This is a genomic window from Streptomyces sp. NPDC013317 (assembly GCF_055563155.1).
Window position 1 is genome coordinate 516765 of the sequence record NZ_JBVHDX010000004.1, and the last position, 25470, is coordinate 542234.

At 71.9% G+C, this 25470-nt stretch carries 24 protein-coding genes; 6 read left to right on the forward strand and 18 right to left on the reverse strand.

Features of this window, described 5'->3' with window-relative positions; all coding sequences use genetic code 11:
• Positions 1 to 24: 24 nt before the first annotated feature.
• Positions 25 to 1215 carry an MDR family MFS transporter gene (locus tag ACZ3IJ_RS15110; protein ID WP_467468233.1) on the forward strand — a complete coding sequence of 397 codons (1191 nt, stop codon included), beginning with the start codon at positions 25 to 27 and terminating at the stop codon, positions 1213 to 1215.
• 102 nt (positions 1216 to 1317) lie between these two features.
• Here ACZ3IJ_RS15110 and ACZ3IJ_RS15115 read toward each other — a convergent pair whose 3' ends face one another.
• The 3 genes from ACZ3IJ_RS15115 to ACZ3IJ_RS15125 all read right to left on the reverse strand — a co-directional run bounded on the left by ACZ3IJ_RS15115 (position 1318) and on the right by ACZ3IJ_RS15125 (position 4652).
• The gene (locus ACZ3IJ_RS15115; protein ID WP_467468235.1) at positions 1318 to 3603 is read right to left on the reverse strand and encodes an FtsX-like permease family protein; all 2286 of its coding nucleotides are present in this window, start codon (positions 3601 to 3603) and stop codon (positions 1318 to 1320) included.
• Positions 3600 to 4259 (reverse strand): ABC transporter ATP-binding protein, encoded by a 660-nt coding sequence (locus tag ACZ3IJ_RS15120; protein WP_467468237.1) that lies wholly within the window; start codon positions 4257 to 4259, stop codon positions 3600 to 3602. Before ACZ3IJ_RS15120 ends, ACZ3IJ_RS15115 begins: the two co-directional genes overlap by 4 nt.
• Before the next feature lie 66 nt (positions 4260 to 4325).
• Positions 4326 to 4652 (reverse strand): hypothetical protein, encoded by a 327-nt coding sequence (locus ACZ3IJ_RS15125; RefSeq protein WP_467468239.1) that lies wholly within the window; start codon positions 4650 to 4652, stop codon positions 4326 to 4328.
• Between the two features lie 352 nt (positions 4653 to 5004).
• On the opposite strand from ACZ3IJ_RS15125, the gene ACZ3IJ_RS15130 reads away from it, so the two are divergent.
• Positions 5005 to 5565, forward strand: coding sequence for a hypothetical protein (locus tag ACZ3IJ_RS15130; RefSeq protein WP_467468241.1), 561 nt, complete (start codon positions 5005 to 5007; stop codon positions 5563 to 5565).
• A 128-nt stretch (positions 5566 to 5693) separates the two neighbouring features.
• On the opposite strand, the gene ACZ3IJ_RS15135 is transcribed toward ACZ3IJ_RS15130, so the two are convergent.
• Positions 5694 to 6737: an aldo/keto reductase gene (locus ACZ3IJ_RS15135; RefSeq protein ID WP_467468243.1), complete on the reverse strand. Its 1044-nt coding sequence runs from the start codon at positions 6735 to 6737 to the stop codon at positions 5694 to 5696.
• Positions 6738 to 6759: 22 nt separating this feature from the next.
• Entirely contained in the window at positions 6760 to 8244 is a 1485-nt protein-coding gene (locus ACZ3IJ_RS15140; protein WP_467468245.1) for an MFS transporter, read from the reverse strand.
• A gap of 57 nt (positions 8245 to 8301) precedes the next feature.
• Between ACZ3IJ_RS15140 and ACZ3IJ_RS15145 the strand changes: the two genes are divergently transcribed.
• The 3 genes from ACZ3IJ_RS15145 to ACZ3IJ_RS15155 all read left to right on the forward strand — a co-directional run bounded on the left by ACZ3IJ_RS15145 (position 8302) and on the right by ACZ3IJ_RS15155 (position 11055).
• On the forward strand, positions 8302 to 9180 hold the full coding sequence (locus tag ACZ3IJ_RS15145) for a helix-turn-helix transcriptional regulator (protein ID WP_467468247.1): 879 nt from the start codon (positions 8302 to 8304) through the stop codon (positions 9178 to 9180).
• 259 nt (positions 9181 to 9439) lie between these two features.
• Complete coding sequence (locus ACZ3IJ_RS15150; protein WP_467468249.1) at positions 9440 to 9967, forward strand: cupin domain-containing protein; 528 nt, start codon at positions 9440 to 9442, stop codon at positions 9965 to 9967.
• A complete protein-coding gene (locus tag ACZ3IJ_RS15155) occupies positions 9967 to 11055 on the forward strand; it encodes a 3-oxoacyl-[acyl-carrier-protein] synthase III C-terminal domain-containing protein (protein ID WP_467468251.1) in 1089 nt (362 codons plus the stop codon). Before ACZ3IJ_RS15150 ends, ACZ3IJ_RS15155 begins: the two co-directional genes overlap by 1 nt.
• A gap of 238 nt (positions 11056 to 11293) precedes the next feature.
• Here the strand turns inward: ACZ3IJ_RS15155 and ACZ3IJ_RS15160 are convergent, their stop codons facing one another.
• The 4 genes from ACZ3IJ_RS15160 to ACZ3IJ_RS15175 all read right to left on the reverse strand — a co-directional run bounded on the left by ACZ3IJ_RS15160 (position 11294) and on the right by ACZ3IJ_RS15175 (position 15057).
• Positions 11294 to 12169, reverse strand: a complete 876-nt coding sequence (locus ACZ3IJ_RS15160) for an AfsR/SARP family transcriptional regulator (RefSeq protein WP_467468253.1) — start codon at positions 12167 to 12169, stop codon at positions 11294 to 11296.
• Positions 12170 to 12474: 305 nt separating this feature from the next.
• Positions 12475 to 12924 (reverse strand): MarR family winged helix-turn-helix transcriptional regulator, encoded by a 450-nt coding sequence (locus tag ACZ3IJ_RS15165; protein ID WP_467468255.1) that lies wholly within the window; start codon positions 12922 to 12924, stop codon positions 12475 to 12477.
• Positions 12925 to 13016: 92 nt separating this feature from the next.
• A complete protein-coding gene (locus tag ACZ3IJ_RS15170; RefSeq protein WP_467468257.1) occupies positions 13017 to 13448 on the reverse strand; it encodes a hotdog fold thioesterase in 432 nt (143 codons plus the stop codon).
• A gap of 10 nt (positions 13449 to 13458) precedes the next feature.
• Positions 13459 to 15057 (reverse strand): MFS transporter, encoded by a 1599-nt coding sequence (locus tag ACZ3IJ_RS15175; RefSeq protein WP_467468259.1) that lies wholly within the window; start codon positions 15055 to 15057, stop codon positions 13459 to 13461.
• Between the two features lie 180 nt (positions 15058 to 15237).
• On the opposite strand from ACZ3IJ_RS15175, the gene ACZ3IJ_RS15180 reads away from it, so the two are divergent.
• Positions 15238 to 16194, forward strand: a complete 957-nt coding sequence (locus ACZ3IJ_RS15180; protein WP_467468428.1) for an aldo/keto reductase — start codon at positions 15238 to 15240, stop codon at positions 16192 to 16194.
• A gap of 146 nt (positions 16195 to 16340) precedes the next feature.
• Here ACZ3IJ_RS15180 and ACZ3IJ_RS15185 read toward each other — a convergent pair whose 3' ends face one another.
• The 9 genes from ACZ3IJ_RS15185 to ACZ3IJ_RS15225 form a co-directional block, all read right to left on the reverse strand.
• A complete protein-coding gene (locus ACZ3IJ_RS15185) occupies positions 16341 to 17078 on the reverse strand; it encodes an HAD family hydrolase (protein WP_467468261.1) in 738 nt (245 codons plus the stop codon).
• Positions 17075 to 18754, reverse strand: a complete 1680-nt coding sequence (locus ACZ3IJ_RS15190) for an FAD-dependent monooxygenase (RefSeq protein ID WP_467468262.1) — start codon at positions 18752 to 18754, stop codon at positions 17075 to 17077. The genes ACZ3IJ_RS15185 and ACZ3IJ_RS15190 overlap by 4 nt, the downstream gene beginning before the upstream one ends.
• Positions 18742 to 19500 (reverse strand): SDR family NAD(P)-dependent oxidoreductase, encoded by a 759-nt coding sequence (locus ACZ3IJ_RS15195; RefSeq protein WP_391799916.1) that lies wholly within the window; start codon positions 19498 to 19500, stop codon positions 18742 to 18744. The genes ACZ3IJ_RS15190 and ACZ3IJ_RS15195 overlap by 13 nt, the downstream gene beginning before the upstream one ends.
• 91 nt (positions 19501 to 19591) lie before the next feature.
• A complete protein-coding gene (locus tag ACZ3IJ_RS15200) occupies positions 19592 to 20578 on the reverse strand; it encodes a 3-oxoacyl-ACP synthase III family protein (RefSeq protein ID WP_467468265.1) in 987 nt (328 codons plus the stop codon).
• Between the two features lie 144 nt (positions 20579 to 20722).
• A complete protein-coding gene (locus ACZ3IJ_RS15205) occupies positions 20723 to 21448 on the reverse strand; it encodes an SDR family oxidoreductase (RefSeq protein WP_467468267.1) in 726 nt (241 codons plus the stop codon).
• A complete protein-coding gene (locus tag ACZ3IJ_RS15210) occupies positions 21445 to 22749 on the reverse strand; it encodes a beta-ketoacyl-[acyl-carrier-protein] synthase family protein (RefSeq protein WP_467468269.1) in 1305 nt (434 codons plus the stop codon). The genes ACZ3IJ_RS15205 and ACZ3IJ_RS15210 overlap by 4 nt, the downstream gene beginning before the upstream one ends.
• A complete protein-coding gene (locus ACZ3IJ_RS15215) occupies positions 22749 to 22988 on the reverse strand; it encodes an acyl carrier protein (RefSeq protein ID WP_467468271.1) in 240 nt (79 codons plus the stop codon). Before ACZ3IJ_RS15215 ends, ACZ3IJ_RS15210 begins: the two co-directional genes overlap by 1 nt.
• A gap of 62 nt (positions 22989 to 23050) precedes the next feature.
• Positions 23051 to 24094, reverse strand: coding sequence for a ketoacyl-ACP synthase III family protein (locus ACZ3IJ_RS15220; protein ID WP_467468273.1), 1044 nt, complete (start codon positions 24092 to 24094; stop codon positions 23051 to 23053).
• A gap of 8 nt (positions 24095 to 24102) precedes the next feature.
• On the reverse strand, positions 24103 to 25233 hold the full coding sequence (locus ACZ3IJ_RS15225; protein ID WP_467468275.1) for a ScbA/BarX family gamma-butyrolactone biosynthesis protein: 1131 nt from the start codon (positions 25231 to 25233) through the stop codon (positions 24103 to 24105).
• Between the last annotated feature and the right edge of the window lie 237 nt (positions 25234 to 25470).

The following is a 25470-nucleotide window of genomic DNA, read 5'->3' on the forward strand; positions in this document are numbered from 1 at the left end:
GTGTCCCGGGAGCATGGTGCTCGCATGCTCTCCTCCTTCCGCGGACTCCCGCCCACCGTGTGGACCCTCTTCGCCGGAACGGTCATCAACCGTCTCGGCTTCATGGTCACTCCCTTCCTCGTCTTCTTCCTCGCCGCGCGCGACGTCACGGGTCCGGAGACGACGTACGTCCTCGGCGCCCTGGGCGCGGGCAACCTCCTCGGCCCGGCCGTGGGCGGCGTCCTCGCCGACCGAGTGGGCCGCCGCCCCACGATGCTGCTCGGCCTCGTCGGCTCGGCGGCGGCGCAGGGCGCGCTGTTCGTGGCGCCCGGTGTGTGGACGATGGCGGCGGCGGCGCTGCTGATCAGCGCGATGGGGGCCCTGGTCGGCCCGGCGGCGTTCGCGCTGATGGCCGACGCGGTCGACGCGGAGCGCAGGCAGCGCGCGTACGCCCTCTTCGGCTGGGGCGTGAACATCGGTACGGCGGTGGCGGGCGTCCTCGGCGGCTTCCTGGCGGCGCGGGGCTACTGGCTGCTGTTCGCGGTGGACGCGGGAACCATGCTGATCTACGCGGTGGTGGTGGCGACGCGCCTGAAGGAGCCGCGTCGAGACGAGCCGGCACGGGGCGCGAAGGACGGCATCGGTTACGGAGTGGTGTTCCGGGACCGGCTGGCCCTGGCGCTGCTCCCTCTCTTCGGGATCCAGCTCTTCGTCTACTCCCTGACGGAGGTGGCCTTGCCGCTCGCCGTCCAGGACAGCGGTCTGTCGCCGGCGGTGTACGGGGCGATGGCGGCGGTCAACGCGATCCTGGTGGTCGGGCTCCAGCCCTTCGTCACGGCGAGGCTGACCCGCCTGCCCCAGCTGTGGGTGCAGGCGGCGGGCAGTGTACTGATCGCGGTCGGCGTGGCCCTGACGGGCCTTGCGGACGGGATCGTGGGCTTCACGGTGTCGGTGGTCGTCTGGTCGCTGGGCGAGGTCGTGGTCGCGGGCATCGCGGCGACGGTCGTCGCCAACCTGGCCCCGCCCCACGCCCGCGGCCGCTACCAGGGCGCCTTCAGCTGGACCTGGGGCCTGGCCCGCTTCACGGCCCTCACCGTGGGCGTCACGCTCTACACGGGCGCGGGCCCGTCGACCCTCTGGTGGACGGCCCTGGCAGGCGGCCTGACGGCGGCGACGGCGACACTGGCCCTGACGGGCCGGGTAACAAAGCGAACGGGGCACGAGCTGGCGGCGTGAGGGGCGGGGCGGGGCCGGGGCGGGGCCGGGGCGGGAGGCCCTGGCGCCCGGGGACCTGGCCCCCGTGCTTCTGGCGTCAGGGGCCGGGAGCCGGGCGGCCGGTCAGTCTCGCCGGATGTGCTCCGGGTCTACGTGACGCCGGACGAGCGGCAGGGAGGCGACCGTGGCGGCGACGAGCACGCCGAGGCAGCAGGCGAGGAGCAGGGGAAGCCCACTCCAGTCCCAGTGCACGGCCCCACCCCCGGTGATCAGATAACTGGACTCGGCCAGCCACCCGGTGACGACGGCGGCCCCGAGCCCGAGGGCCAGCGGCAACACCACCTGAGCGCACTGCACGACGCGCAGGGTCGCCGCCCGAGCCCCGAGCAACGCGAGCGCGGCGACCTGAGCCCGCCGCTCCATGGCCCGATCGGCGACGGACACGACGAACGCGGCGACGCTGATGACGAGCCCGAGAACCATGCCGGCGGCTAGGAGACTGCGGATGACGGTGAGTTGGGCGAGGGAGGTGATGACGATGCCGACGGGTTGGATCGTGGCGGTGGGGGCGATGGTGCCAAGAGCGTCGAGGGTGGTGCGGACTGTCTGAGGATCGGAATCAGTGGCGAGAACGAGCTGGCCGTCTGCAGGGAGCGCGTCCGCCGGGAGGAAAGTGGGTGGGACGAGTAGGTCTGCAGCGCTCAAGTCGTAGGACTGGTAGGTGCGCACTGTCAGCAGGTCTTGGGGGACGTCAACGCTGAACTTCTTGCCGTTGTCCAAGAGAATGGGAAACCTTGCTCCTGGCTTGGCATCCTCAGACGGCATGTTGTCTGGGCGCCGCAGCCGGACGATCTTCCCATCGACGCAGCCGCGGGATGATGCGCTGAAGGCCATAAGCTGCGCGCAGCTCGCGACCGTAACGTCGACGGTCGCATCGCTGGTTCCGTCAGCGTCGTACCAGGTCGGAGTGCTGACGCCGTGTGCCCTAATCCCCTTCACCTTGGTCATGCTTTCCCGCTGCTCCGGGGTCAGCTCGGCGAGTCTGACTCTGTACTCCTGAATGGGCGAGGTGTTGCGGCTTACCTGACTGAGCTCCACGAGCACGCCCTGGGTGAGGGACGTGGCGTAGACGAGCAGCACCAGACCGGTGACTACGCGCAGTGAGGCGCCGGGCTCGACCTCGGCGCGACGCATGGCGAGCGCCAACGGTAGAGATCGTGTGGTGCCCGCCAATCGACGGGCGAGCCACGCCGTAATTGGCGGCAGACCGAAGACCAGGCCAGCTCCGGTCAGCAGCACGGCTGCGGGAATGAGGAGGGTGCTTGCCGAGCCGCCGGACGGATCCCTCCCCAACACACTGAGGGCGCAGTAGCCGCCGATGACTCCGAGTCCTGGAACAAGCAGAAGCATTCCGTACGCCCCGGGCGGCTTCCGATCGGTAGTGCGACGGACGTTGAGTGGGGTACGTGCCGCTGTGCGAGCACTGCGCTGTCCAACGAACCAGGCGAGCGCCGGGCAAAGGATCAGGCAGGCTCCGAGCGTGGTGGCTTCGGGGTGGCCGTCGGCCGGGTACCAGTGAAGTCCCGGCAGGCCTACCCTCGCCATGATCTCGTTGACAACGAGGTACCCACCGACCCCGAGCAGCGCCCCTAGGGATGCGGCCGACACCGTCTCGCCGGCATTGACTCGCAAGGTGTCCTTGACGCTCATACCGACGAGCCGTAGTGCGGCGAGCCTGCGGGCGCGGGATTCGGCCGACAGCCGGGCGCACACCGAAAGGAATACGGCGAGTGGGAGCAGGACCACGCACGCGAGGGTGAACCTCAGGATGTCCAGCGTGGATTCTTCGACCACCTCGGTGATCGCGTACTGCGAACCGAAGTAGTCCACGCGCCGAAGACGTTCGTCATCCGAGAGCTGAGCATGGGAAGTGCCGACGTAGGCGTACAACTCGTCGGCTCCGGCGAGTCCCTCCGGGCCGATCGTGCCTGACACCCTGCCCGGCAGGAGGCCGGCGACGCCGGGCGACGCGGCCAAGACCTCATGCAAACGAGGCGAGACGATCACCTCCCCTGCGGCGGGCAGTCTGTCGAGGCCTGGGGGGACAGGCGCCGGACCGGAGACCGAGCGGGCGATGAACACGCGACGGAGCGGCTGAGAGCCATAAGCGTCCTGGTGGCTCTGAGCGATCGTGTCAGAGGTCGACCAGCCCTCTTTCAGTTCGTAGTTGGTCTGCGGCTCGCGGGCGGCGGACCGAGCATCGTGGGCGGCCAGGATTCCCGGAATGGTAAGCACGGCGGCGAGGCAGGCCACACCGAGCGAGCAGCCGAACGTCATCAGGAGAAAGCGGGCGCGGCCCCTCCGTCCACCACGCCACACCAGCACCATGCCGAGCAGGACGGGGTTCACTTCAGGATCCCGTCGGCCATCGTGTACCGGCTGTCGGCGTGCTCGGCCACCGTCGCGTCGTGAGTGACGATCACGACGGCCGTGCCCTGATCCCGTGCCAGCCGCAGGAACTCTTCCAGCACGGCGGCGGCGTTGACGCTGTCGAGCGCTCCGGTCGGCTCGTCGGCGAACACGACGTCCGGCCGATGGACAAGAGCCCGTGCAACGGCGACCCGCTGGCTCTGCCCGCCGGAGAGCTGGGAGGTCCGGCGTTGCAGCAGCTCGGTCATCCCGAGCCGCCCGAGGACTTCCCCGGCAGCCGCGTGCGCGGGAGCCTTGCGCTGGCCGGCGAGCCTCAGCGGCAGGGCGGCGTTCTCCTCGACCGTCAGCTCGGGAAGCAATTCCCCGTACTGGAAGACGAAGCCGAACCGCTCCCGTCGCAGCGTGCTCAGGTCATCGTCGGAGAGTTTGGAGAAGGCGACCCCGTCGAAGGAGACAGAGCCGTTCGTCGGAGCCAACACCCCTGCCAGGCAGTACAGCAGCGACGACTTCCCGGAACCACTGCTCCCCATGATGGCTGTCACCTCCCCGCGCCTCAGCGAAAAGTCCGCGCCGTTGACGGCCTTCTGCGTTCCGTAGAAGAGATCCACGCTCTCAGCGCGGAGAATGGCGTCCATCGTGGTGCGAACTCCCTTGCCGTGGGGGCCACAGGTGGGCGGCCCCCAGAACCGTTGTGCCTGCGATTACCGCTGCCTCGGACGCTCGCGGTACACGGTGTCGGAACAGTTGTCCGGGCGCAGGGACCCACGGTCACGGCAGGCGCGGATCCACGCCTCGCTCGTGACCTGAGCTGCTCCGTCGTAGATCACCTTCTTGAGAGAGACGGTCCTCCTCTGCACTCCGTACAGGCGGCTCCAGCTGTAGCCCTCGACCTTTGACTCCACGTAGACGTTGTGCCCGTCGTTGTTCTCGTCGTCCTTGAGCTTCACTTCGAAGTGGAAGCCGCCGTGGTTCTGTCCCCTGGGCTCCCACTTGTACTTGCCAGTGGCGACCACACCCCGGTCGTCCATACGCGGAAGGGTGTGCCAGCCGTCCGCAACCGCAACCCCCGCCCCACCCAAGAACAGCCCCGCCGCAACCGCTGTCGTCATCAACTTCCGCACGTTTCCTCCTGCTTGAGCACCCCCACCGGGTGTTGCGCAGAGTGTTGCAGTGATTACTTAGCGCACGCGCGGGCGTAACGTCTCTGCCGTTGCGGACCCCCCGAACCGGTGACATCACCACACGAGTCCGGCCACATCCTCAGCCGCATCCCCGCCTACACCCCCACCCCCATCCCGCCCCCCAGCCCGCCCGCCCCGTAGGGGTGATCATCGGTGTGGCGGCGTGAGGCTGTGGTGCTTCGGGGCCAAGGATGCGGGCATGCGCATTTCCACATCCCTGCCCCGCCGTGCCCTCCTCCCCCTCGTGGCCACCGTCGCGTTGCTGGCCACGGCCGGGTCCTCCGTGGCGGTCGCCGGGGAGGCCTGCGGGTCGGTCATCACGGCTCCGCTCGCCCGGCCCGTCGCCGCCGACGATCCCTGTCCGAGCGCCGACCCCGTCGTGTGCCGGCTCCGGGTCCTTCCCATGGACGAGAAGGTGGAGGCCCAGCGGACCCGGATGCAGTACCACGAGCTCCTGGAGGACATGCACCGTACCGAGGCCAACATGCGTGAGGCGGGTGCATCGGACGAGGAGATCGCCCGTGAGCTCGTCGACATGCGCAACCAGGCCAAGGCCATCACCCGCGCCGGCATGTCCGAGGAGGAGGTCCGCGTCCTGGAGGAGCGGAACATGGCCAAGTACGGCAATCCTCTCGGCCCCACGGCCGACCAGCTCTACGTCAAGTACGGCTCCTGGCAGCAGGTCATCGACGCGTCCATGCGTACCAGCTACGCGGTCGACCGCGAGCTGAGCCTCGAGTACCGGCCCTGCCCCGTCTAACAGCCGTCCATCAGTCGTCCAGCAGTCGCCCAGTGGCCGCCCAGTGGCCGCCAGTGGGTGGACAGCGGGCGTATGCGCGCGAGCCCCATGGGTCCGTGACCCATGGGGCTCGCGCGGTACGAAGGCCCTCACTCCCCGCCCGGCTCCTCCGGTTCCCTCACGCGGTCCGCGTCGCAGTACTCCTGGTGCCAGTACGGGTACGGGAGCGGCGGCGCGCTGACCCCGTCGAGAGCGGCACGCTCCTCCTCGGTCAGCGACCAGGTCGTCGCGGCCAGGTTCTCCGCCAGCTGGCGTTCGTTGCGGGCGCCGATGACGACCGAGGTGACGCCGCGGCCCTCCAGTACCCAGCGCAGCGCCACCTGTGCCGGGGACACCTCCCGCTTCTTCGCGATCTCGCGGAGGACCTCGATGGTGTCGAACGTGCGCTCCGGGTCGACCGGTTCGAAGTAGCCGACCGCCCGCCGCGTGCCCGCCGGGGGCCTGCCGCCCCGTTCCTGGTGGCCGCTGAGCAGCCCGCCCGCGAGCGGGCTCCACACCATGACGCCGACCTCCTCCGCCTCGGCCATGGGCAGCAGCTCCCACTCGACCTCGCGGGCGGCCAGGCTGTACTGGATCTGGTGCGAGGCGAACCGTTCCAGGCCCTGCCTCTCGCTGGTGGCCAGCGCCCGGGTGAGCTGCCAGGACGTCAGGTTCGACGCGCCGACGTAGCGGACCTTGCCGGCCCGTACGAGATCGTCGAGGGCCCGCAGGGTCTCCTCCCACGGTGTCCGGCCGTCCCAGCCGTGTGTCTGGTAGAGGTCGATGTAGTCGGTACCCAGGCGGCGCAGACTGGCTTCGACGGAGCGGACGATGTGGTGCCGGGAGAGCCCGCGGTCGTTCGGGCCGCTGCTGCCGTCCGGCATCTGCCAGCGCACCTTCGTCGCGATGACGACGTCCTCGCGACGGTCGCCGAGGGCCGCGCCGAGCACCTCCTCGGACTGTCCGGCGGAGTACATGTCGGCGGTGTCGAAGAAGTTGACGCCCGCGTCCATGCTCTGGTGGACGAGCCGTCGGGCCTCGATGGTGTTGAGCCGGCCCATGTGCTGGAAGCCGTGGCGGCCCCCGAACGTCATGGTGCCGAGGCAGATCTCGGAGACCTGCAGGCCGGTACGGCCCAGGTAGCGCATACGCATGCGGATCGTCCTCCTCGGTCTGTCAGCGCGCCGCGATCTGCTGGTCGGCCAGGGGAGCCCCCGTCCCGGCCCCCGCGTCCGACGCAGGAGCCGCCGTCTGCCGGGGGCGCAGGAACGCGATGGCGACCAGGCCCGCGAGGAGCAGCGCGCCGGCCGCGAGGAGCAGACCGTTCTGTACGCCGTCGAGGACCGCCGCCGGACCGCTGCCGCCGGCCGAGTCGATGCCGGCCGCGGCGACCGTGGCCAGGATCGGGGTGCCGACGGTGACACCGAGCTGCTGCCCCGTGTAGGCGAGACCCGTGGCGAGGCCCTGCTCGTGGTCGGGCAGGCCCGAGGTGGCGGTGATCATGTAGCCGACGACGGCGAGGAGGTGGCCGAAGCCGCCGGTCGCGGTGGCGACGAGCAGCAGCGGCATGCCGCCCTCGGTGTCGAGGAAGTAGAGCGCCGCGGTGCTCGCCGCCTGCAGCAGCAGGCCGTAGACGAGCGCGCGGTGGACGCCGATCCTGCCGATGATCCGGGCGGCGAACGCGCCGCCGAGGACGGCCGCGACGCCCAGCGAGGCGAACGTGAAACCGGCGTTGAGCGGGCTCATCCCGCGGACCTGCTGCATGTAGAGGGTCAGCAGGAAGACCATGCCGGTCATCATCGCGAAGGTGACCAGGCCGGTGGTGTTGCCCCAGCTGACGGTCCGCCGGCGCAGCACCCGCAGGTCGACGAGCGGGGCGGTGACGCGGGACTCGACGGCGAAGAAGGCGATCAGGAGCACGAGTCCGGCGCCGAGGGAGAGCAGGGTCGTGGTGGAGGCCCAGCCGTTGCGCTCGGCGGAGGTGATGCCGAAGATGATCGACAGCAGGCCGCCGGTGACGGTGACCGCGCCGAGGAGGTCGAGCCTCGGCGTCTCCTCGTTACGGCTCTCCTTGATGAGGATCGGGGCGGCGATCGAGGCGACGATCCCGACCGGGACGCTGATGAAGAGTGTCACGCGCCAGCTGGTGAGGTCGGTGACGACCCCGCCGAGGACCACGCCCGACAGGAAGCCGAGCGACAGCAGCGCGCCGTTGATGCCGAGCGCGCGGTCGCGCTGCGAGCCCTCCGCGAAGCTGGTGGTGAGCAGCGACATCGCCGCCGGGGTCAGCATCGCCGCCGCGACGCCCTGTGCGGCACGGGCCGCGAGCAGGAATCCGGGGGTGGGGGCGAGGCCGCCGGCCAGCGAGGCGACGGTGAAGAGCACCATGCCCGCGATGAACCAGTTGCGGCGGCCGTAGAGGTCCGCGGCCCGGCCGAAGAGCAGCAGCAGGCCGCCGGACGGCAGGGCGAACGCGGTCACGACCCACTGGAGGTCGCTCAGTTGGAAGCCCAGGTCCTCGCCGAGGACGGGGAGGGCGACGCTGAGGATGGAGAAGTCCAGGGCGAGCATGAACTGCGCGCCGCACAGGAGCGCGATGATGAGCCACTGGCGGGTCGTGAAGGGCACCTTGCCCTGCGAAGTGGCGGAGTCGGAAGTCATGCCAGAAGGCTGGCAAATATCGCCACGGCGTGGGGAGCGCGAAAGTATCATGGGTTCATGACCACCAGCCTCAACGCGGTACGGGAGCCCCGCCGACGCGAGGAGCTCAAGCACTTCCTGCGCACGCGCCGGGAGCGCCTCGGTCCCGAGGACGTGGGTCTTGCTCCCGGTGGTCGCCGACGTACTCCGGGACTGCGCCGGGAGGAGGTCGCGATGCTGGCCGGCATCGGGGCCTCCTGGTACACGTGGCTCGAACAGGGCCGGGACATCAAGGTGTCGGAGCAGGTCCTGGACGCGATCAGCCGGACGCTGTTGCTCGACGCGGTGGAGCGGGACCACCTGTACCGGCTGGCGGGGATGAACCCGCCGCGGCGCACGGCGGCGGACGAGCCGGGAGATCCGGCCCAGTTGACGGCTCTGCTCGAGGGCTGGATGCCGAGCCCGGCGTACGTCATCGACCGGTGCTGGAACATCGTGGGGGCCAACCGGGCCGCCGAGCTGGTCTTCGGCTTCGGCGAGGGTGACACCAACTGCCTGGTGGCCTTCTTCACCAACCAGGCCTTCCGGGCGCGCCATCGCTACTGGGCGGAGGTCGCGCCGGGCCTGGTGTCCGAGTTCCGCCGCGACGCCGCACGGTACCCCGAGGAGCCGGAGTTCACCCGGATCGCGCGTCGACTCGAGGCGGAGAGCGCGGAGTTCGCGTCGTTGTGGTCGCGGTACGAGCTGACGGCGACCAACCAGGGCGTGAAGGCGATCGACCATCCGTGGGCGGGGTGTCTGATCTTCGATCACTCGGTCCTCGAGATCCCGGACCGCCCTGGCATCCGTCTGATGCTTCACACGGCACGGGCCGGTACCGATGTGCGTGAGCGGGTCGTGGAGCTGCTCGCGCGGGACGAGCGGAAGGGCCGTATCTCGCTGGTCGAGGCGGGCTGAGGCGGCGGGGTGGGGGTGGGCCGGGGGTGGGCTGAGGCCGGTTGAGGTGGGCTGAGGCCGGGTTGAGGTGGGCTGAGGGCGGTTGAGGCGGTTGGGGCGGCTGAGGCGGGTGGGGGTGCGCCGATCCGCGAGGTCCGCACAAGAACCGCTGAAGGCCGACAAGAGGCCAGCCCAGGAAGCCAAGACAGACCACGATTCAGTGCCAATGCTCTGATAAACATGGCTGCGGTTCGGTTCCCGTGAGCAGAGGACGTTTCCCGTGGTCAAGAAGAGCAAGCTCGTCACGGCCGGTGCCGTCGCCGCCGTGGCGTTCGGCGTCGGATTCGCCACCCAGCCCGTCGCCCAGGCCGAGATACCGCCGGTGAGCGCGGTCGTGCTGAGCGAGGGCGTCACCTCGGCACCCTTCAAGATCAAGGCGAACGGCGACCGCAAGGTCCTCTACCGCAAGGCGGTCGTGCAGCCGGGCGCCTCCACGGGCTGGCACTACCACCTCGGCGAGGAGATCGCCGTCATCGACTCCGGTACCTTCACCCGGATCGAGGGCGCGGACTGTTCGGTACGGGAGTACGGCCCGGGCGAGTCGCTCGTGGAGCCCGTGGGCCCCGACACCGTGCACATGGGCGTCAACAACGGCACGGAGCCGGTCGAGCTGTACGTCGTCGACATCCTCCCCAAGAACGCCACCGGCCCGACCAAGGCCGCGCCCGACCCGGGCTGCGACGTGCCCGGGCAGAGCGCCACGGGACAGCGCGCGGCCGGGAAGCGCGCGGCCGCCGGGGCCGAGTGATGCGTCTCCCCAGCCCGTTGGGCATCTCCGCCCCCTCGGTCTGGCTGCCCGCCGGGCGCCAGAGCTCCGAGGAGGCCGTCGCGAGGGAGCTGGTCGACGCCGAGACCGCCGAGGAGCTGGGCTACGACCGGCTTCCGGTGGCCGACCTCGCCCCGCCCGAGATGGCGGTCGAGGCCGGCCGCCACGCCCTCGCGGCGGCGGGGGTGGACGCCGCGGCCGTGGGCCTGGTCATGCACGCCTGGATCCACTACCAGGGCCACGACCTGTGGTCCCCCGCGCACTTCGTCGCCGACGGGGTCGGTGCCAGGGACGCCGTGCCCGTCGGCGTCCAGCAGGTGTGCAACGGCGGCGCGGCGGCCGTGGAGCTGGCCGCCGCCCGGCTCTTCGTCGAACCCGGGCTCGGCCACGCCCTGGTCACCACGGCCGACGCCTTCGTGGAACCGGGCTTCGACCGCTGGAGCGGGGACTACGGCATCGCGTACGGAGACGGGGCCACCGCGCTCGTCCTGCACCACCTGCCGGGGAACGGGGCCGAGGCCGGTGCCGGGACCACGCCCGGAACCGGGGGCGGGGCGGCGGGTGCGACCGGAGGCGGCCGGCCGGCCGACCTCGTCCTGCACGCCCTCTCCACCGTGGCCGCGCCGAGCCTGGAGCGGATGCACCGGGGGGACGACCCGTTCAGCCCGGCGGCCCGCTCCCTCGGGCCGCGCGTCGACATCCGCCGTACCAAGAAGGCGTTCCTCCAGGCGGAGGGCATGGAGGCCTTCACCGGGGCGAGCGCCGCCGCGCTGCGGTCGGCGGTGGGCGACTGCCTGGCGGCTGCGGGCGATGTGGCGCTGCGGTATGTGGTGGCGCCGCGTCTTGGCCGCAAGACCGTCGACCTGGCCTACGCACCGGAGCTGACGAAGCTCACCGGGGCTGAGTTGCTGCGGCCAGGCGCCGACACCGGGCACCTGGGCGCCGGAGACGCCACGGCCAGCCTCGCGGACCTGCACTCCCGGCGGCTGCTCGGCCCCGGCGAGTACGCCCTCGTGGTGAGCGCCGGCGCCGGCTTCACCTGGTCGTGCCTGCTCGTCAGCGGCACCTGAGGCACCGAGGACCGCGGGTTGGCGGCGCCGCCCCGTACCCAGGTCCGCCGGGCATCCGCGCCCGGCGCCGCAGGCCCACCGGTCACCCGCGCCCGGCGCCCCCAGGCCGCCGTTGGACGGGCTCGACGCACCGAAGGCCCCGGCATGACGAAGACCGCGGGTCGGCGGGGGCTTCGTGCCCCCGCCGACCCGCGGTCTTCGTGTCTCCGTGCCGCCCGTCGCCGGACGGCTTCTTCCGTCAGCCGGTCGCCCGCATCTGGGGGGCCAGGTGCACCACATGCCGCATCGCTCTGCGGTCCGCCTGCCGTACGACCACGTCGGCGGCGGCCCGCAGCCGCGGCCAGTCCAGGGACGGTTCGCCGCGGAGGATGTCCTGTTCCAGCTGGACCAGGAACGGTGAGGGCTCCAGGCCCAGTTCCTCCACGAGCCGGGCGCGCAGCCGCCGCATGACGGCGAGCGACTCGGCCCGCCGGCCGCAGCGGTACAGGGCGAGCATCAGGTGCCGGTGGAAGTTCTCGTGCAGCGGGTGGCGGGTGGTGAGCTCGGTGAGCTCAGGCACCAGAGTGTGGTGTGCTCCGCGCTGGAGGTCGGCGTAGATCCGGTGCTCCAGCGCGCACAGCAGGGACTCCTCGAGGTGGACGATCCGGGCGCCGAGCAGCTCGCCGGCCTCCACGTTGACGAGCGCGGGCCCGCGCCAGAGTCCGACGGCCCGGTGCAGCAGGTCCGATGCCTGGACGAATTCCTCACGCTGAATCGCCGCGTTACCGGTCGCGACGAGCATCTCGTACTCCGTGGAGTCGAGCGCGACATTCGCGGTGGACAGCACATAGCTGCCGCCCTCGGTTATCAGGATTTCCTCGGCGACTTGATTGGCGCTCTTTCCGAGGGATTCTGCGATGGTACGCCGGACCTGTCCGATGTAAGTCTGTATCGTGGCGGTGGCCGTTCGCGGCGGATTGTTCCCCCACAACTCCTGAACGAGTGCGTGGACGGATACGGCGCTGTCCGCGTTGACAGCGAGTAAAGCCAGCAGTCGGCGCGGCTTCGGCGCCAGGACGATCGGTTCAAGCTCGTCGTTCAGGATCGTCATCGGTCCCAGGACATGAATCTGCACGACTCCCCCTTGTCTGCACCACTCCCCCTGAATTGGGCCATCCATCCCGTCGGTGACGAAATGGTTGATCCCTGCATCCCCCGTCGCCCGTGGTGCGCAGCGCGCGAGACCAGCCAACCATAGCAGGACCCTGTCCTAAAACAGTTTAGGGGCAGCCCTCGGTGGCAAACATTTACACGTTCTGTTCCTGCTATTTACTTTGGTCGCGGCAGTGCGGCCGCAACAGTGAAAAAAGGAAACCGCGGTGATTCGTGGTAGATGAATTCACCGTGGTTTCCTCAGATCACGCCAAGGGATTCGGAAGGCTATTCCAAGGACCCCAGGACGGTGATCGCCCGCTCCAGGTACTCCCGGAAGTGGGCGAGCTCCTCGGGCGTGAACTCGGCGCTCAGCGAGCCCTCGACATGCAGGGCCGCCTTGTCCGCCTTCTTGGCGATGGCGCGGCCGGCCCGGGTCGCCCGGTTGACCACGACCTTCTGGTGGAGCTCCGAGGGCTCGCGGAACACGAGATCGGCCTTCTCCAGGTTGGTCAGGACCGTGGCCATCGTCTGCGGCGTGACCATGCACTCCCGCGCGAGCTGTGCCGCGGACATGCCGTCGGAGAGCGACAGCAGCAGTAGGACCGAGTACTGCGGAACCGTCAGCCCGAATTCGCGCAGCACTTCGGTCTTGCGTCCGATGAGGGCCTGCTCAGCCCTCTTGATCGTGTGCCCGAGTCGGTCGGCGGCGACCGTCTCCGTCGTCGTGTTCGCCATGTCAATAGTCTTGCATACGGCAGAGGACGAAGCAGTAGTCGCGCATTGCCGCCTTCGGGCAGGCCCGCGGTCGTTCCCCGGGGCCTCCCGGGTCACCGGCCGGACCGGCGCCGGGCCGGCGGGATCGCACAGGTCAGCCGGGCGGTGCAGGTGCGCCGCCCGCGGTCGTCGGTGATGACGATCTCGTACGTGGCGGTGTGGGTGCCCACGTGCAGTGGCCGGCAGTGGCCGGTGACCTTGCCCGAGCGTGCCCCGGCGTGGTGGGTGCAGGACAGTTCCTGGCCGACGATGATCCGGTCGGCGCCCGCGTGCACCCAGGCCGCGAGCGAGCCGAGGGTCTCGGCGAGCACGGCGTTGGCTCCGCCGTGCATCAGTCCGATGGGCTGGCGGTTGCCCGACACCGGCATGGTGCCGATCACGAGATCGGGCTCGCACACGCTGATCTCGATGCCGAGGCGCTCCACGAGCTGCTCGTCGACGTAGGGCGGCAGGACCTCGACGGGTCCGAGGGAGGTCTGGGTCACGGTCGCCCCCTCAGTGCGCGGCGGCGGGCTCGGGCGCCGTCGCGGCCGGGCCGCCGTGGCCGTCGCCGGGAGCGGCGGAGGCGTCGGCGGACGTGTCGTCGGACCCTTCGGCGGAGTCCTTACGGCCCTTGAGCAGGCTGCCGACGACGACCGCGCTGACCACGCACGCCGCCGCCACGATCCACATGGTGGTGTGCAGTCCGCTGCCGTACGCGTCGGCCATCGCGGCCACGGCCCGGTCCCGCACCTCGCCGGCCGGCAGCTCGCCCGCGGCCTCGGTCAGGCCGCCCTGCAGCGCCCGCGAGGTCAGAGCGTCGGCGCCGCCCGGGAAGGCGGAGACGGCGTCGCTGTCGAGGGCGCTCTTGGTGAGGGCCGTGACGAGGGTGGCCAGCCCGGCCATGGAGACGGCGTCGGAGGCGAGCCGCACCGTGTTGAACATGCCCGCGGCCATGCCCATCCGCTCGGGCTCGACGGCCGAGACCGCCGCGCCGTCCAGGATGCCGAGGGAGATGCCGTACCCGATGCCGAGGCAGAGCAGCGGACCGGCCAGCGCGGCCGTCGAGGCGCCCGGGTCCACCATCGTCAGCCAGGCGGCGCCGACGGCGGAGAAGGAGAGGAGCACGACGAACAGGGCGCGCTGCGAGACCTTCTGGGCGATCACACCGGTCACGGCGGGCATCACCAGCGACGGGCCGGTGAGCAGCAGCAGGACCAGGCCGATGCGGACGGCCGACAGGCCGCTCGTGGAGGTCAGGTACGGCGGGAGCACGATGACGAGGGCGACGAAGCTGAACGCGAGGACCAGCGGCACCAGGCAGACGGCGAGGAACTGCGGACGGGCGAAGAGGCCGAGGTCGAACATCGGGTGCTCGGCTCGGCGTTCGACGGCGACGAACGTCGCCATCAGGACGAGGCAGACGGCGAAGGAGCCGAGTACGACCGGGTCGGTCCAGCCCCGGCCGGGGCCCTCCACCAGGGCGAGGACGAACAGGGCGACGCCGAAGCCGAAGGCGAGCGTGCCGGGCCAGTCGAACCGCGGTCCGCGCTGGGGTTCCGTGCGGGGCAGCAGCGGGGTGCTCAGCAGGACGAGCGCGGAGACGGCGGCCAGGACGAGGAAGACCGAGCGCCAGCCCCACAGGTTGACCAGGACGCCGCCGAACATCGGCCCGAACGCGAGGCCCGCCCCGAGGAACGTGCCGAAGAGGCCGAAGGCCTTCGCGCGGGCGGGGCCGTCGAAGGACTGCGCCAGGATCGCGGTGATGGAGGCGAGCGCCGCGCCGCTGCCGAAGCCGGCGATCGCGCGCGCCGCGTCGAGCAGCAGGATGCTGTTCGCCAGACCGGAGACGGCCATCCAGAAGGCGAAGAAGGCCATGCCCCAGGTGAACATCCTGCGGTGGCCGATGCGGTCGGCGAGCGAGCCCATGGCCGCGAGGCTGCTGGACGCGGTCAGCATGTAGCCGTCGACCACCCACTGCGCGGCGGCGAGCGAGCTGTTCAGGTCGGCGCCGATGTCGGGGACGGCCACGGAGGGACCGGTCACGACCAGGGTCATGAGCGGGCCGACGACGCACGCCGCGGCGAGCGTCGCCCGCGGGTTGCCGGTGGACACGGAGGATCACCTCTGTCTTATTCGTAGTCAGCTATGTGTATGAGCTCTGGCATAGAGTAGGGGTCTGAACATAGAGGATGTCAATGTCGTATGGCAGAGTTCTGCCTGAAGGCGAGGGGCTGCTGTCCGCCTCAGGGGCACAGGACTCGCAGGCACAAGGGGAAAGGCGGTGCGCACGTGATGCGCAGGATCCAACTGGGCGGCTCGGAGCGGACCTTCGCGGCCGTCGGCCTCGGTTGCATGGGGATGTCGTGGGGGTACGACGAACTGGGCCGGGACGAGGACGAGTCCATCGGCGTCATCCGTCACGCCCTCGACCTCGGCGTCGACCTCGTCGACACGGCCGACCAGTACGGCCCGTTCACCAACGAGCTGCTCGTCGGCAAGGCGCTGCGGGGCCACCGCGACCGGGCGCTGCTGGCCACCAAGGGCGGACTCGTCGTGGACGACCCCACGACCTACCGCAGCCACCGGGACGGCCGGCCCGAGTACCTGCGCGCCGCCGTCGAGGCGAGTCTGGAGCGGCTCGGCGTCGACCACGTGGACCTCTACCAGCTGCACCGCATCGACCCCGAGGTCCCGGTCGAGGAGAGCTGGGGCACGCTCGCGGAGCTGGTGAAGGAGGGCAAGCTCGGCGCGCTCGGGCTCTCCGAGGCGTCGGCGGAGGAGATCGGCCGGGCGCACGCGGTGCATCCGGTCGCCTCCGTGCAGAGCGAGCTGTCCCTGTGGAGCCGTGACGCGCTGACGGACGGGGTGGTGGAGTTCTGCGGACGCGAGGGCATCGCGTTCGTCGCGTTCGCCCCCCTCGGCCGCGGCTTCCTGTCCGGACTCATCAGTGGTCCGCAGGACCTGCCGGCGGTGGACGGGCGGCACCGGATCCCGCGCTTCCAGCCGGAGGCCATCAGCGCCAACCAGGCGATCGTCGAGCGGGTGCGGTCCGTCGCCGACGGGCTCGGCGCGACCGTGGCCCAGGTGGCGATCGCGTGGGTGCTCGCCCAGGGCGAGCACGTGGGCGTCATCCCCGGGACCAAGACCCGCCGTTACCTCGAGGACAACGTGGCCGCAGGATCGCTGGTCCTGCCGCCCGACGCGCTGGAGCGGCTGGCCGAGCTGCCCGCGGCGGTCGGCGCGCGCTGAGACGCCCGGTCCGCCCCGCAGGCGCCGGTGGGCGGTTCCCACCGGCGCCCGGCGCGGACTGCACCGCCCACCGGCGCGGACTGCACCGCCCACCGGCGCGGACTGCACCGCCCACCGGCGCGGAGGGCACCGCCCACCGGCGCGGACTACACCGGCTGGCGCCGGGTGCCCGGCATGAGCGTCGCCGGGACGACGGGCCAGCCGTGCTCGGCGGCGTGCGCCGTCATCCTCGGGTGCGCGCCGACCACCGTCGGACGGCCCACCATGCCCAGCATGGTCAGGTCGCCCGGGTCGTCCCCGTAGGCGTAGCAGTCCGCCGGGTCCGCGCCGAACTTCTCCAGCGCCTCCCGGACCGCGTCCGCCTTCGCGGGACCGAACATCGCGTGCCGGATCGCACCGGTCATCAGTCCGGCCTCGTCCAGCTCCGGTTCCGTGCACAGGACCAGGTCGATCCCCAGGTCGTCGGTGATCGGGTGCAGCGTCGCGGGCCACGAGCCGGAGATCACCACCGTGTGATGGCCCGCCGCCTGGTGGCGGCGGAGCCGGGCCACCGTCGGCTCGATGAAGGGCGCCCCCCGCTCGCGCAGATCGGCGTACCACTCACGGGCCTCCGCGATCACGTCGTCCCACGGGATGCCGGCGTGCAGCTCGTAGAACTTGGACACCACCTCGACCGGGGTCACGCCCAGCGACGCCAGCCGCCGCAGCGGGTCCACGAGACGTTCGTACGCGGTGCCGGTGACGTCCCCCTGGCGCCGCAGCCGGTAGCGCAGCAGCGAGAAGGGGGTCTTCATGGCGATGAGCGTCTCGTCCGCGTCGAAGAACGCCACCACCGGTCGGGAGTGGTCGGTGGTGAGGGGTGGGAGTGCGGGGGGTGGTGTCATGACCGGCTCCTGAGATGTGCCGCTCGGTCGAGCAGCCGCTTGGTGTCCTGAGGCCGTGCGGGATCCAGCCGGGCCAGCAGATGGCCGTCGGGGCGTACCACCGCGACGGCGGGGCGCGGGCCGAGGGCCCGGGCCAGGCCCTGGGGGACCGCACGGGTCAGGTCGAGTACGGGGGTGGCGTCGGGCAGTTCGCGGCGTACCCGGTCCCGGGTGCGCCGCCAGTCCGCCGGCGGGGTGCGCGTACCGGGCCAGAGCAGCACGGTGTGCCGGTCCCGGTCGATCGCCGGCCAGCCGCCGCCGTCGAACCGCAGGGCCGCGACCCCCGGGACGCCGTCCCCGGCGGCCGGGGCAGCCCCGGCCGCCCCGGCCGCCGACTGGGATCCGGCAGCCCCGCCGGTTACGGCCGCCCCGCCCGCCCCGGCCGCCCAGGGCCCGGAGGCCACCTTCAGCGGCAGCCGGGGGTGGCGGTCGCCGTCGTAGCTGACGGCCGTCTGGCCGAGCTGCGGGGCCAGCTTGCGCTGGAAGAGCCCGGTCCGGTCGGCCGCCATGAACGCCGCGTCCCGCAGCGCCACCTTCGCCGGCGTGTTGACCAGCCCGGCCTTGGTGAGGAGTTCCGTCGAGCGCGCCACCTCGTGGGAGACGGCGCGGCGCTCGGAGTCGTACGAGTCGAGGATCGACTCGCCGAACTCGCCGTGGAGGACGCCGGACAGCTTCCACGCCAGGTTGAACGCGTCCTGCATGCCCGTGTTCATGCCCTGCCCGCCGGCCGGGCTGATCACGTGCGCGGCGTCGCCCACCAGGAAGCAGCGGCCGCTGCGGAAGGCGGAGGCGATCCTGACCCGTACCCGGAACGACCCGCTCCACAGCAGTTCCTCGACTCGGGTGCGCCCCGCCGCCCGGTCGTCGACGACCTGCTGGAACATCTCGCGCGGCGGCGGGTTCCGCTCGTCGTAGGCGTCGTGCGGCACGTTCAGGGCGATGCGGTGCACACCGTCGCCCATCGGTCCGAGGACGATGGCGCCGCTCGGCGCGTAGCAGTAGTGCGAGAGGTCCTCGGGGAGGCTGGTGGAGATGCGGGCGTCGGTGATGGCGAACGACACGTCGACCGGCGGGCCGTCGTAGGCGATGCCCAGCTCCTTGCGCACGGTGCTGTGCGCGCCGTCCGCGCCGACGAGCCAGCCGGGCTCCAGTTCCTCGGTCCGGCCGTCCTCGTGCTCGAGCTTCACGGCCGGGCCGCCCGCCGTGTTGTCCAGCGCGGTGAGCCGGACGCCCTCCTCCAGGGTGCCGCCGAGAGCGGCGAGGCGCCGGCGCAGTACCCGTTCGGTGTCGTGCTGCGGGATCGTGAGCGCGAACGGGTACGGCGAGTCCGGCAGCTTGCTCATCCAGGCGGTCGCCAGGCGGCGGCCGCGCGAGTAGAACGCGGTCCCCGCGAGGCGGTGGCCGGTGGCGAGGAGCTCTTCGGTCACCCCGACCCGGTCGAGCAGTTCGAGGTTGCGCGGCCAGATGACGTTCGCGCGGGAGTGCGCCGAGTGTCCGCGCCCGGCGTCCACGACGCGTACGGGGATGTCGCGCTGGAGCAGTTCACAGGCGACGAGCAGACCGACCGGGCCCGCGCCGACGACCAGGACCGGACGGTCCGCCCCGACACCTGTGTGACGTTCCGTCAGGCTGCCCACATCAGGCCCCCGTTGACCTCCACCACGCTGCCGTTGACGTACGAGCTGTCCTGTGAGGCGAGGAACACGGCGGTCGCGCCCACCTCGGCCGGGCGGCCGAGCCGGCCGGACAGCAGCCGGCCGCGGTAGTACTCCCAGGCGCTCTCGTTGGAGGCCAGTTCCTTGCCCATGCCCTCGTCGATGTAGCCGGGCGAGAGGCAGTTGACGGTGATTCCCTTGGGCGCGAGCTCGGCGGCCGAGGTACGGGTGAACATCTCCACGGCGGCCTTGCTGGCGCTGTACGCGGAGGCGCCGATCGCCGCCCGGCCGGCCACGCAGGACGACAGGTTGATGATGCGCCCGCCGATCCCGGTGGCCTCGCGGCGCGCGGTCATCGGGCCGATCACCGCGCGCGTGCAGAGGAAGACACCGGTCAGGTTGGTCGCGAGGGTGGTGTTCCAGTCGGCGACCGACAGCCGGGCGATCTTGCCGTCGCGGCTGACGCCGGCGTTGTTGACCAGGATGTCGATGCCGCCGAAGGTCTCGGCGGCGGTGTCCATCAGCCCGGCCACGGAGCCCTCGTCGGTGACGTCCGTGTGGTGGTAGAGCAGCCGGTCGCCGTGGTCGTCGGCGAGCTCCTTGATGTCGTACGGGTTGCGCGCGGCGACGACGACCGAGGCGCCCTCCGCGAGGTAGGCCTCGGCGATCGCCCGGCCCAGGCCCCGCGTCCCGCCAGTGATGACGGCCGTCTGTCCGTCGAGCCTCATGGGCTCCTCCATCCGATGCTGTGTGCGTGTGGTGTGCGTGTGTGGCTCTGCGCCGACGGGACGGGCAGAGGGGCGACCGGGAGCGGCTGGCTCAGTACCAGGTCAGCAGTGCCGCGCCCGCGGTCATGCCGCCGCCCACCGAGGCGAGCAGCACCCGCTCGCCGCGGCGCAGCGGCTTCTCGCGGTGCGTGGCGTGCAGGGTGAGCGGCACGGAGGCGGCGACCGTGTTGCCCAGGTGGGGCGCGGTGTAGGCGACACGCTCCGGGTCGATGCCGGCGTCCGCCGCGAAGGTCTCCAGGAGACGGGTGTTGGCCTGGTGGAAGACGAACCGGTCCACGTCGTCCAGGGTGAGTCCGCAGTCGTCGAGCGTGACGGCGGTCAGCTTCGCGAGCACCGAGAGCGCGTAGTCGCGCACCGAGCGGCCGTCCATCCGGAAGAGGTGCTTGCCGGCCTCGCGGGCCTCGGCGTCGAGCGGCGTCCGGGTACCGCCGGCCTCCACGCCCACGTAGTGGTGGTACTCCCCGTCCGTGACCAGGTGCACCGACTGCAGGCCGTAGCCCTCGGGCACCTCGCCGAGCAGGACGGCGCCCGCGCCGTCACCGAAGAGGCTCACCGTCCGCCGGTCGGTCCTGTCCATGATCGTGGAGAACATGTCGGCGCCGACGAGCAGCACGTGGTCACCGTGCCGGCCGGCCTTGAGGAGGCCCTCGGCGACCGCGAGGCCGTAGAGGAAACCGCTGCAGACTGCGTTGATGTCGAAGGCGGGCAGCGAGGAGAGCCCCAGCTTGTGCTGGAGGATCGCCGCGGTGGACGGCTGCGGCACGTCCGGGGTGCTGGTCGCCACGACGAGCGCGCCCAGCCTCTCGCGCACGGACTCGTCGGCGCCCTGGAGCGCTTCGCGGGCGGCGGGGAGCGCCAGGTCGGACGTCGCGGTGCCCGGCTCGGCGTACCGCCGCTCGAGCACGCCGGTCCGCTCGGCCACCCAGGACTCGGGCATGCCCGTCCAGGCGCTGATCTGCTGGTTGTCGACCACCTTGTCCGGTGTGTACGAGCCGATCGACAGGACGCCGACTGCCATGGTCTCCCTTTCCTGCGCGGGGTTCCCGCGCGTGGGTTGGTGCGCGTGGCTTGCTGCGCGTGGTGCGTGGTGCGTTTGCCTGGTGCCTGGTGCCTGGTGCCTGGTGCCTGGTGCGTGGTGTGGGGGGGCGTACGGCAGGGGGCGTCAGTGACCCATGCCGAGCCCACCGCTGACCGGCAGCACGGCGCCGGTGACGTACGAGGCCTCCTCGCCGGTGAGGAAGCGGACGGCGGCGGCCACCTCGTCGGCGGTCCCGGCGCGGCCGAGCGGCGTCATCGCCAGGTACTGGTCCAGACGGGCGGGCCGCACCTCGCGGAGCATGTCCGTCTCCACGAGCCCGGGGGCGACGACGTTGACGGTGATGCCGCGGCTGCCGAGCTCCCAGGCGAGCGAGCGGGCCAGGCCGACGAGGCCGGACTTGGCGGCGGTGTAGTTCGTCTGGCCGGGCGAGCCGGTGAACGCGACGGCGGACGAGATCAGCACCATCCGGCCCCAGCGCGCGCCGAGCATGGAGCGGGAGGCGTGCCGGGCGACCCGGATGACCGCCCGCAGGTTGGTGTCGAGCACGGCGTCCACGGCCTCGTCGTCGAGGGTGAGGAGCAGCCCGTCCCGGGTGATCCCGGCGTTGGCGACGAGGACCTCGACGTCGCCCTGTTCGGCCGCGACCTCCTTGAAGGCCCGTGCCACCTGCGCCTCGTCGGTCACATCGCAGCGCACCCCGAACAGACCCTCGGGGGGCTCGCCGGTGCGGTAGGTGACCGCCACCCGGTCGCCGCGTGCGGCGAGCGAGCGGGCGACGGCCAGTCCGATGCCCCGGTTGCCCCCGGTGACGAGGACGGAGCGGGGCGCGGCGTTCACTGTCGTGGTCACGCCGGCGTCACCACGATCACGGCGTTCTGTCCGCCGAAGCCGAAGGAGTCGTTCACGGCGGCGCCGATCTCCATCGGGCGGGCCTCCTTGGCGACGACGTCGACCCCGATGCCCGGGTCCAGGCTGGACAGGTTGGCCGTCGGCGGGACGAGCCGGCGCTCGACGGCGAGCACCGTGTACACGGCCTCGGCGGCCCCGGCCGCGCCCAGCAGATGGCCGACGACGCCCTTGGTGGAGGTGACGGCCGGCTTCTCGCCGAAGACCCGGCGGATGACCCCGGCCTCGGTGATGTCGTTGAGCGGTGTCGACGTGCCGTGCGCGTTGACGTGGTCCACCTCGGAGGCGTCGACCAGGGCGTCGGCGAGCGCCGCCCGGATGGCCCGCTCGGCGCCGCCGCCCGTCGGATCGGGCGCCGAGGCGTGGTGGCCGTCAGCGGACGCGCCGAAGCCGGAGACCCGGGCGCGGATGCGCGCGCCGCGTGCCCGTGCGTCCTCGACCCGCTCCAGTACGAGCATGGCCGCTCCCTCGCCGGCGACGAAGCCGTCACGGTCGGCGTCGAAGGGCCGGGAGGCGGACGCAGGGTCGTCGCGCCGGGTGGACAGCGCCCCGGCCTTGGCCAGGCTGGCCATCGCGGTGGGGGACATCGCCGCCTCCGCTCCGCCGGCCAGGACGATGTCGCAGACCCCGGACTCCAGCAGGGCGCGGGCGTAGCCGATCGCCGTGTTGCCGGAGGCGCAGGCCGTCGACACCACCTGGTTGGGGCCGAGTGCCTTGAGGTCCATGGCGATGTAGCCGGCGGTCATGTTGACCGGGCCCATGACCATGAGGAGCGGGGAGACGAACCCCGGACCGTCGGCCAGGTGCTTGCCGTGCTCCCGCTCGACGGTGGACCAGCCGCCGAGTGAGGTGCCGACGACCACGCCGACGCGGGGTCCGTCCCAGGCCGCCGGGTCGAGCCCGGCGTCCTCGACGGCCTGCCGGGCGGCGACCACGCCGAAGTGGCTGATGGGGTCCATGCGGACGGCGGAGCGCCGCCCGAGCAGCGCTCCCGCGTCGAAGTCCGGCACGCGGCAGGCGAAGTCGACGGGCAGGCCCGCGAGTTCGGGGTCGACGGCGGCGGTGGACCGGCCGGCCCAAACCGTCTCGAAGTTGGCCTCGACGCCGAGGCCCGCGGGGGTCACCAGGCCGACGCCGGTGACGGCCACGTCGAAGCGTCGCGTGCGCCCGCCACGGGCACTCGTCGGTACGCCGGTCACCGGTACGCCGGTCGCCGGTACGCCTGTCGTCGGTATGCCGGCCATCAGGCCACCGCGATCTTGGCGTCGATCTCGCCGAGGACGTCGGCGAAGGTGTTCTCCGGGGTCAGCGCGGTCTCGTCGATCTCGACGCCGAACTCCTTCTGCACGATGACGCTGAGCTCGATCAGGGCGAGCGAGTCCAGTTCGAGGGTGTCGAAGGTGGCGGTGGTGTTCAGCTCCTCGGCGGGGACGCCGAGCTTGTCGGAGACGAGGGCGAAGAGACGGTCCTGGGAAGCGGACATGGTGGTGGCTCCTTGGGAGGTGGTGTGTCGCGGATGAAGGTGGGTCAGGGGCCGTGGTGGGGTCAGCACTTGCTGACGACCACCGCGGTGAAGGTGAATCCGCCGCCGCCGTTGAGCACGAGCGCATGGCTCCCGCGGGGCAGCAGGTCCGTACGGGCCAGGTCGGCGAGGGAGGCGTTCAGGTCGCCGGCCCCCACGTGTCCGGTGGCGCGGCCGAGATCGAGCACCTCCGCGGAGGTGACGTCCGTCAGCGGCGGGATGTACGCCTCCGCCATCGCCTTGCTCCCGAGGCGTGGGATCACGGCGTGGCGCAGCCGCGGGTCGTCGCCGGTGAGTCCGGCGCCGGCCAGGGCCTCTTCGACGACGCCACGGATCCGGTCGGCGGCCGTCTTGAGGAAGAAGTCGACGCCGTACGCCTTGATGAACGCGCGCTTGGTGCGCCGCACGTCGATCATCGGACTGTGGCCCATCGGCGTCGCGTTGAGCTCGTCGTCGCCGCGGTGCATCACCTCGAGTTCGGACGCTGCCCGGGTGGCGAGCGAGTGGAGCAGCAGGTCGGGGGCGTGCCCGGGTCCCGTCGGCCCTCCGGCGCGGTCGACGAGGACGGCCGTCGCCGCGTCGCCGGCCGCCATGCCGTAGTCGCTGAGCCAGCGGTGCCAGCTCGGCATCAGGAAACGGTCGGCGGTGGTGACGAGCGCGGGCCCGGCGTCCGGGTCGCCCTGGAGGCGGCTCGCGGCCAGCTCGATGCCGACGGCGCCGCCGTTGCACTGCTGGAGCAGCCCGATCGGTACGGCGTTGTCGGCGCCGATCCGGCGGGCGATGTAGTGCGGGGCGGACCAGGCGTCGTGACCCTGGTGGTGCACGCTCGCGTGGAGGACGAGCGAGAGCCGCTCGGCCCGGGCTCCGGAGAGCGCGAGGGCCTGGTTCGCGGCCTCGACAGCCATGTCCGGGGGTGCGGTGTCCTCGCTGACCGGGAGCGATGTGTAGCCGAGTTCGCGCGCGGTCTTGGCGGGGACGTCCCCTGCGGCCACGGCCTCCTCGACGGTCTGGCGCCCTTCCGGGTACCAGGCCGTCGCGGTCAGGGCGAGCGGTGAGTCCAGTCGCACGGTGCCCGTCACCGGCCGTCCGCGGCGAGGGCCGTCGGCTCCGGGAGCGAAGGCTCCGGGGCCGGAGGGTCCGGGAGGGCGGCGACCGCGGTCGGCGGCTCAGGGAGGGCGGCGCCTGCGGACGGCGGCTCAGGGAGGGCGGCGACCGCGGCCGGCGGCTCCGGGAGCGCGGAGACGGCGACCGTCGCCGTGCAGACCGACGCCCCGTCCTGGAGGAAGTCGACGGTGAAGCGGTCGCCGGCCATCGCCGTGACGGAGACGGTGACCGGGCTGTCCAGCTCCACGAAGCGGCGGAAGGTGGCCGCGAAGGCGGCGGCGTAGCGGCGCTCGGCGGGCGCCCCGGCGGCGAGCACGGCGGCCTGGCGGGCCGCCTCCATGAGCGCCATCGCGGGTACGTGGTCCAGCGGGTGGTCGTACATGGCCGGGTGCAGGACGGGCACGTCGAGCAGGGCGCGCAGGACGGCCGGCCCGCCGGGGCGCTCGACATCCGTCAGCACGACGTTCTCGGCCCGCTCGCGGCCCACCAGGGCGGGCGCCACGGGCGTGCCCGCCCGGGTCCGCGGCATCGCGGAGGAGAGCGGCGGCACGGTGCCCCGGCTCTTCTCCCGGTGCGCCCCGTAGCCGTCGCGGCTGAGGTAGCCGGCCACGACGGAGCTGGTCCCGGCCCGCCGGCCGGCCACGACGAACGCGCACTCCAGGGTGGCGGCCAGCAGCTTGGTGCCGCGCCGCCTGAGGTCGCGCGTGGTGACCTCGACGACGAGTTCGTCCGGGGCGTCGCCGCGGGCCCGCAGCGCCGCCAGGTCCGTGAACTCGGTGGTCCAGTCGCTGATCAGGAAGGACGTGTCGTACGTGACGTCCAGCCAGCGGTGCGCGACGACGGTGACCGCCTGGCGGGCGGCCTCCAGGAGGAACAGCGGGTCGAGCAGCACGGGCCGCTGCGTGTGGTCGTTGTAGTAGCCGTGCGCGCGGGGCGCCTGGACGGCCACGGCGAAGGTGTCGTCGTCGAGCCGGACGGCGTCCGTGACGAACACCTCCATGACGGCCCGGCGGTGCACCAGGACGCGGTCCAGCGGTCGCTGGTAGGCGAGTTCGGCAGCGACCGGAGCGGCCTCGGGCCGCTCCTGCTCAGCAAGGGTCATGCCCCGTCCGTTCGTCCGTGGGTCTGGGTTCGGCGACGCCCCCCGAGGGCGTGGAACCAGCCTCACAGCGACCCCTCGGGTTTCGTCTGCGAACGGCGAAGGGTCTGGCCGACGGCTTCGAGGTGGCTGGATCGAGAGCCGCTCAAGGTTCACTGGAGACGGGGTGCGGACGCCCCGGACATGCGCAAAGGGCCGCCCCCGGGTGGGGACGGCCCTTGTTTCGTACGGGTTTCGCGG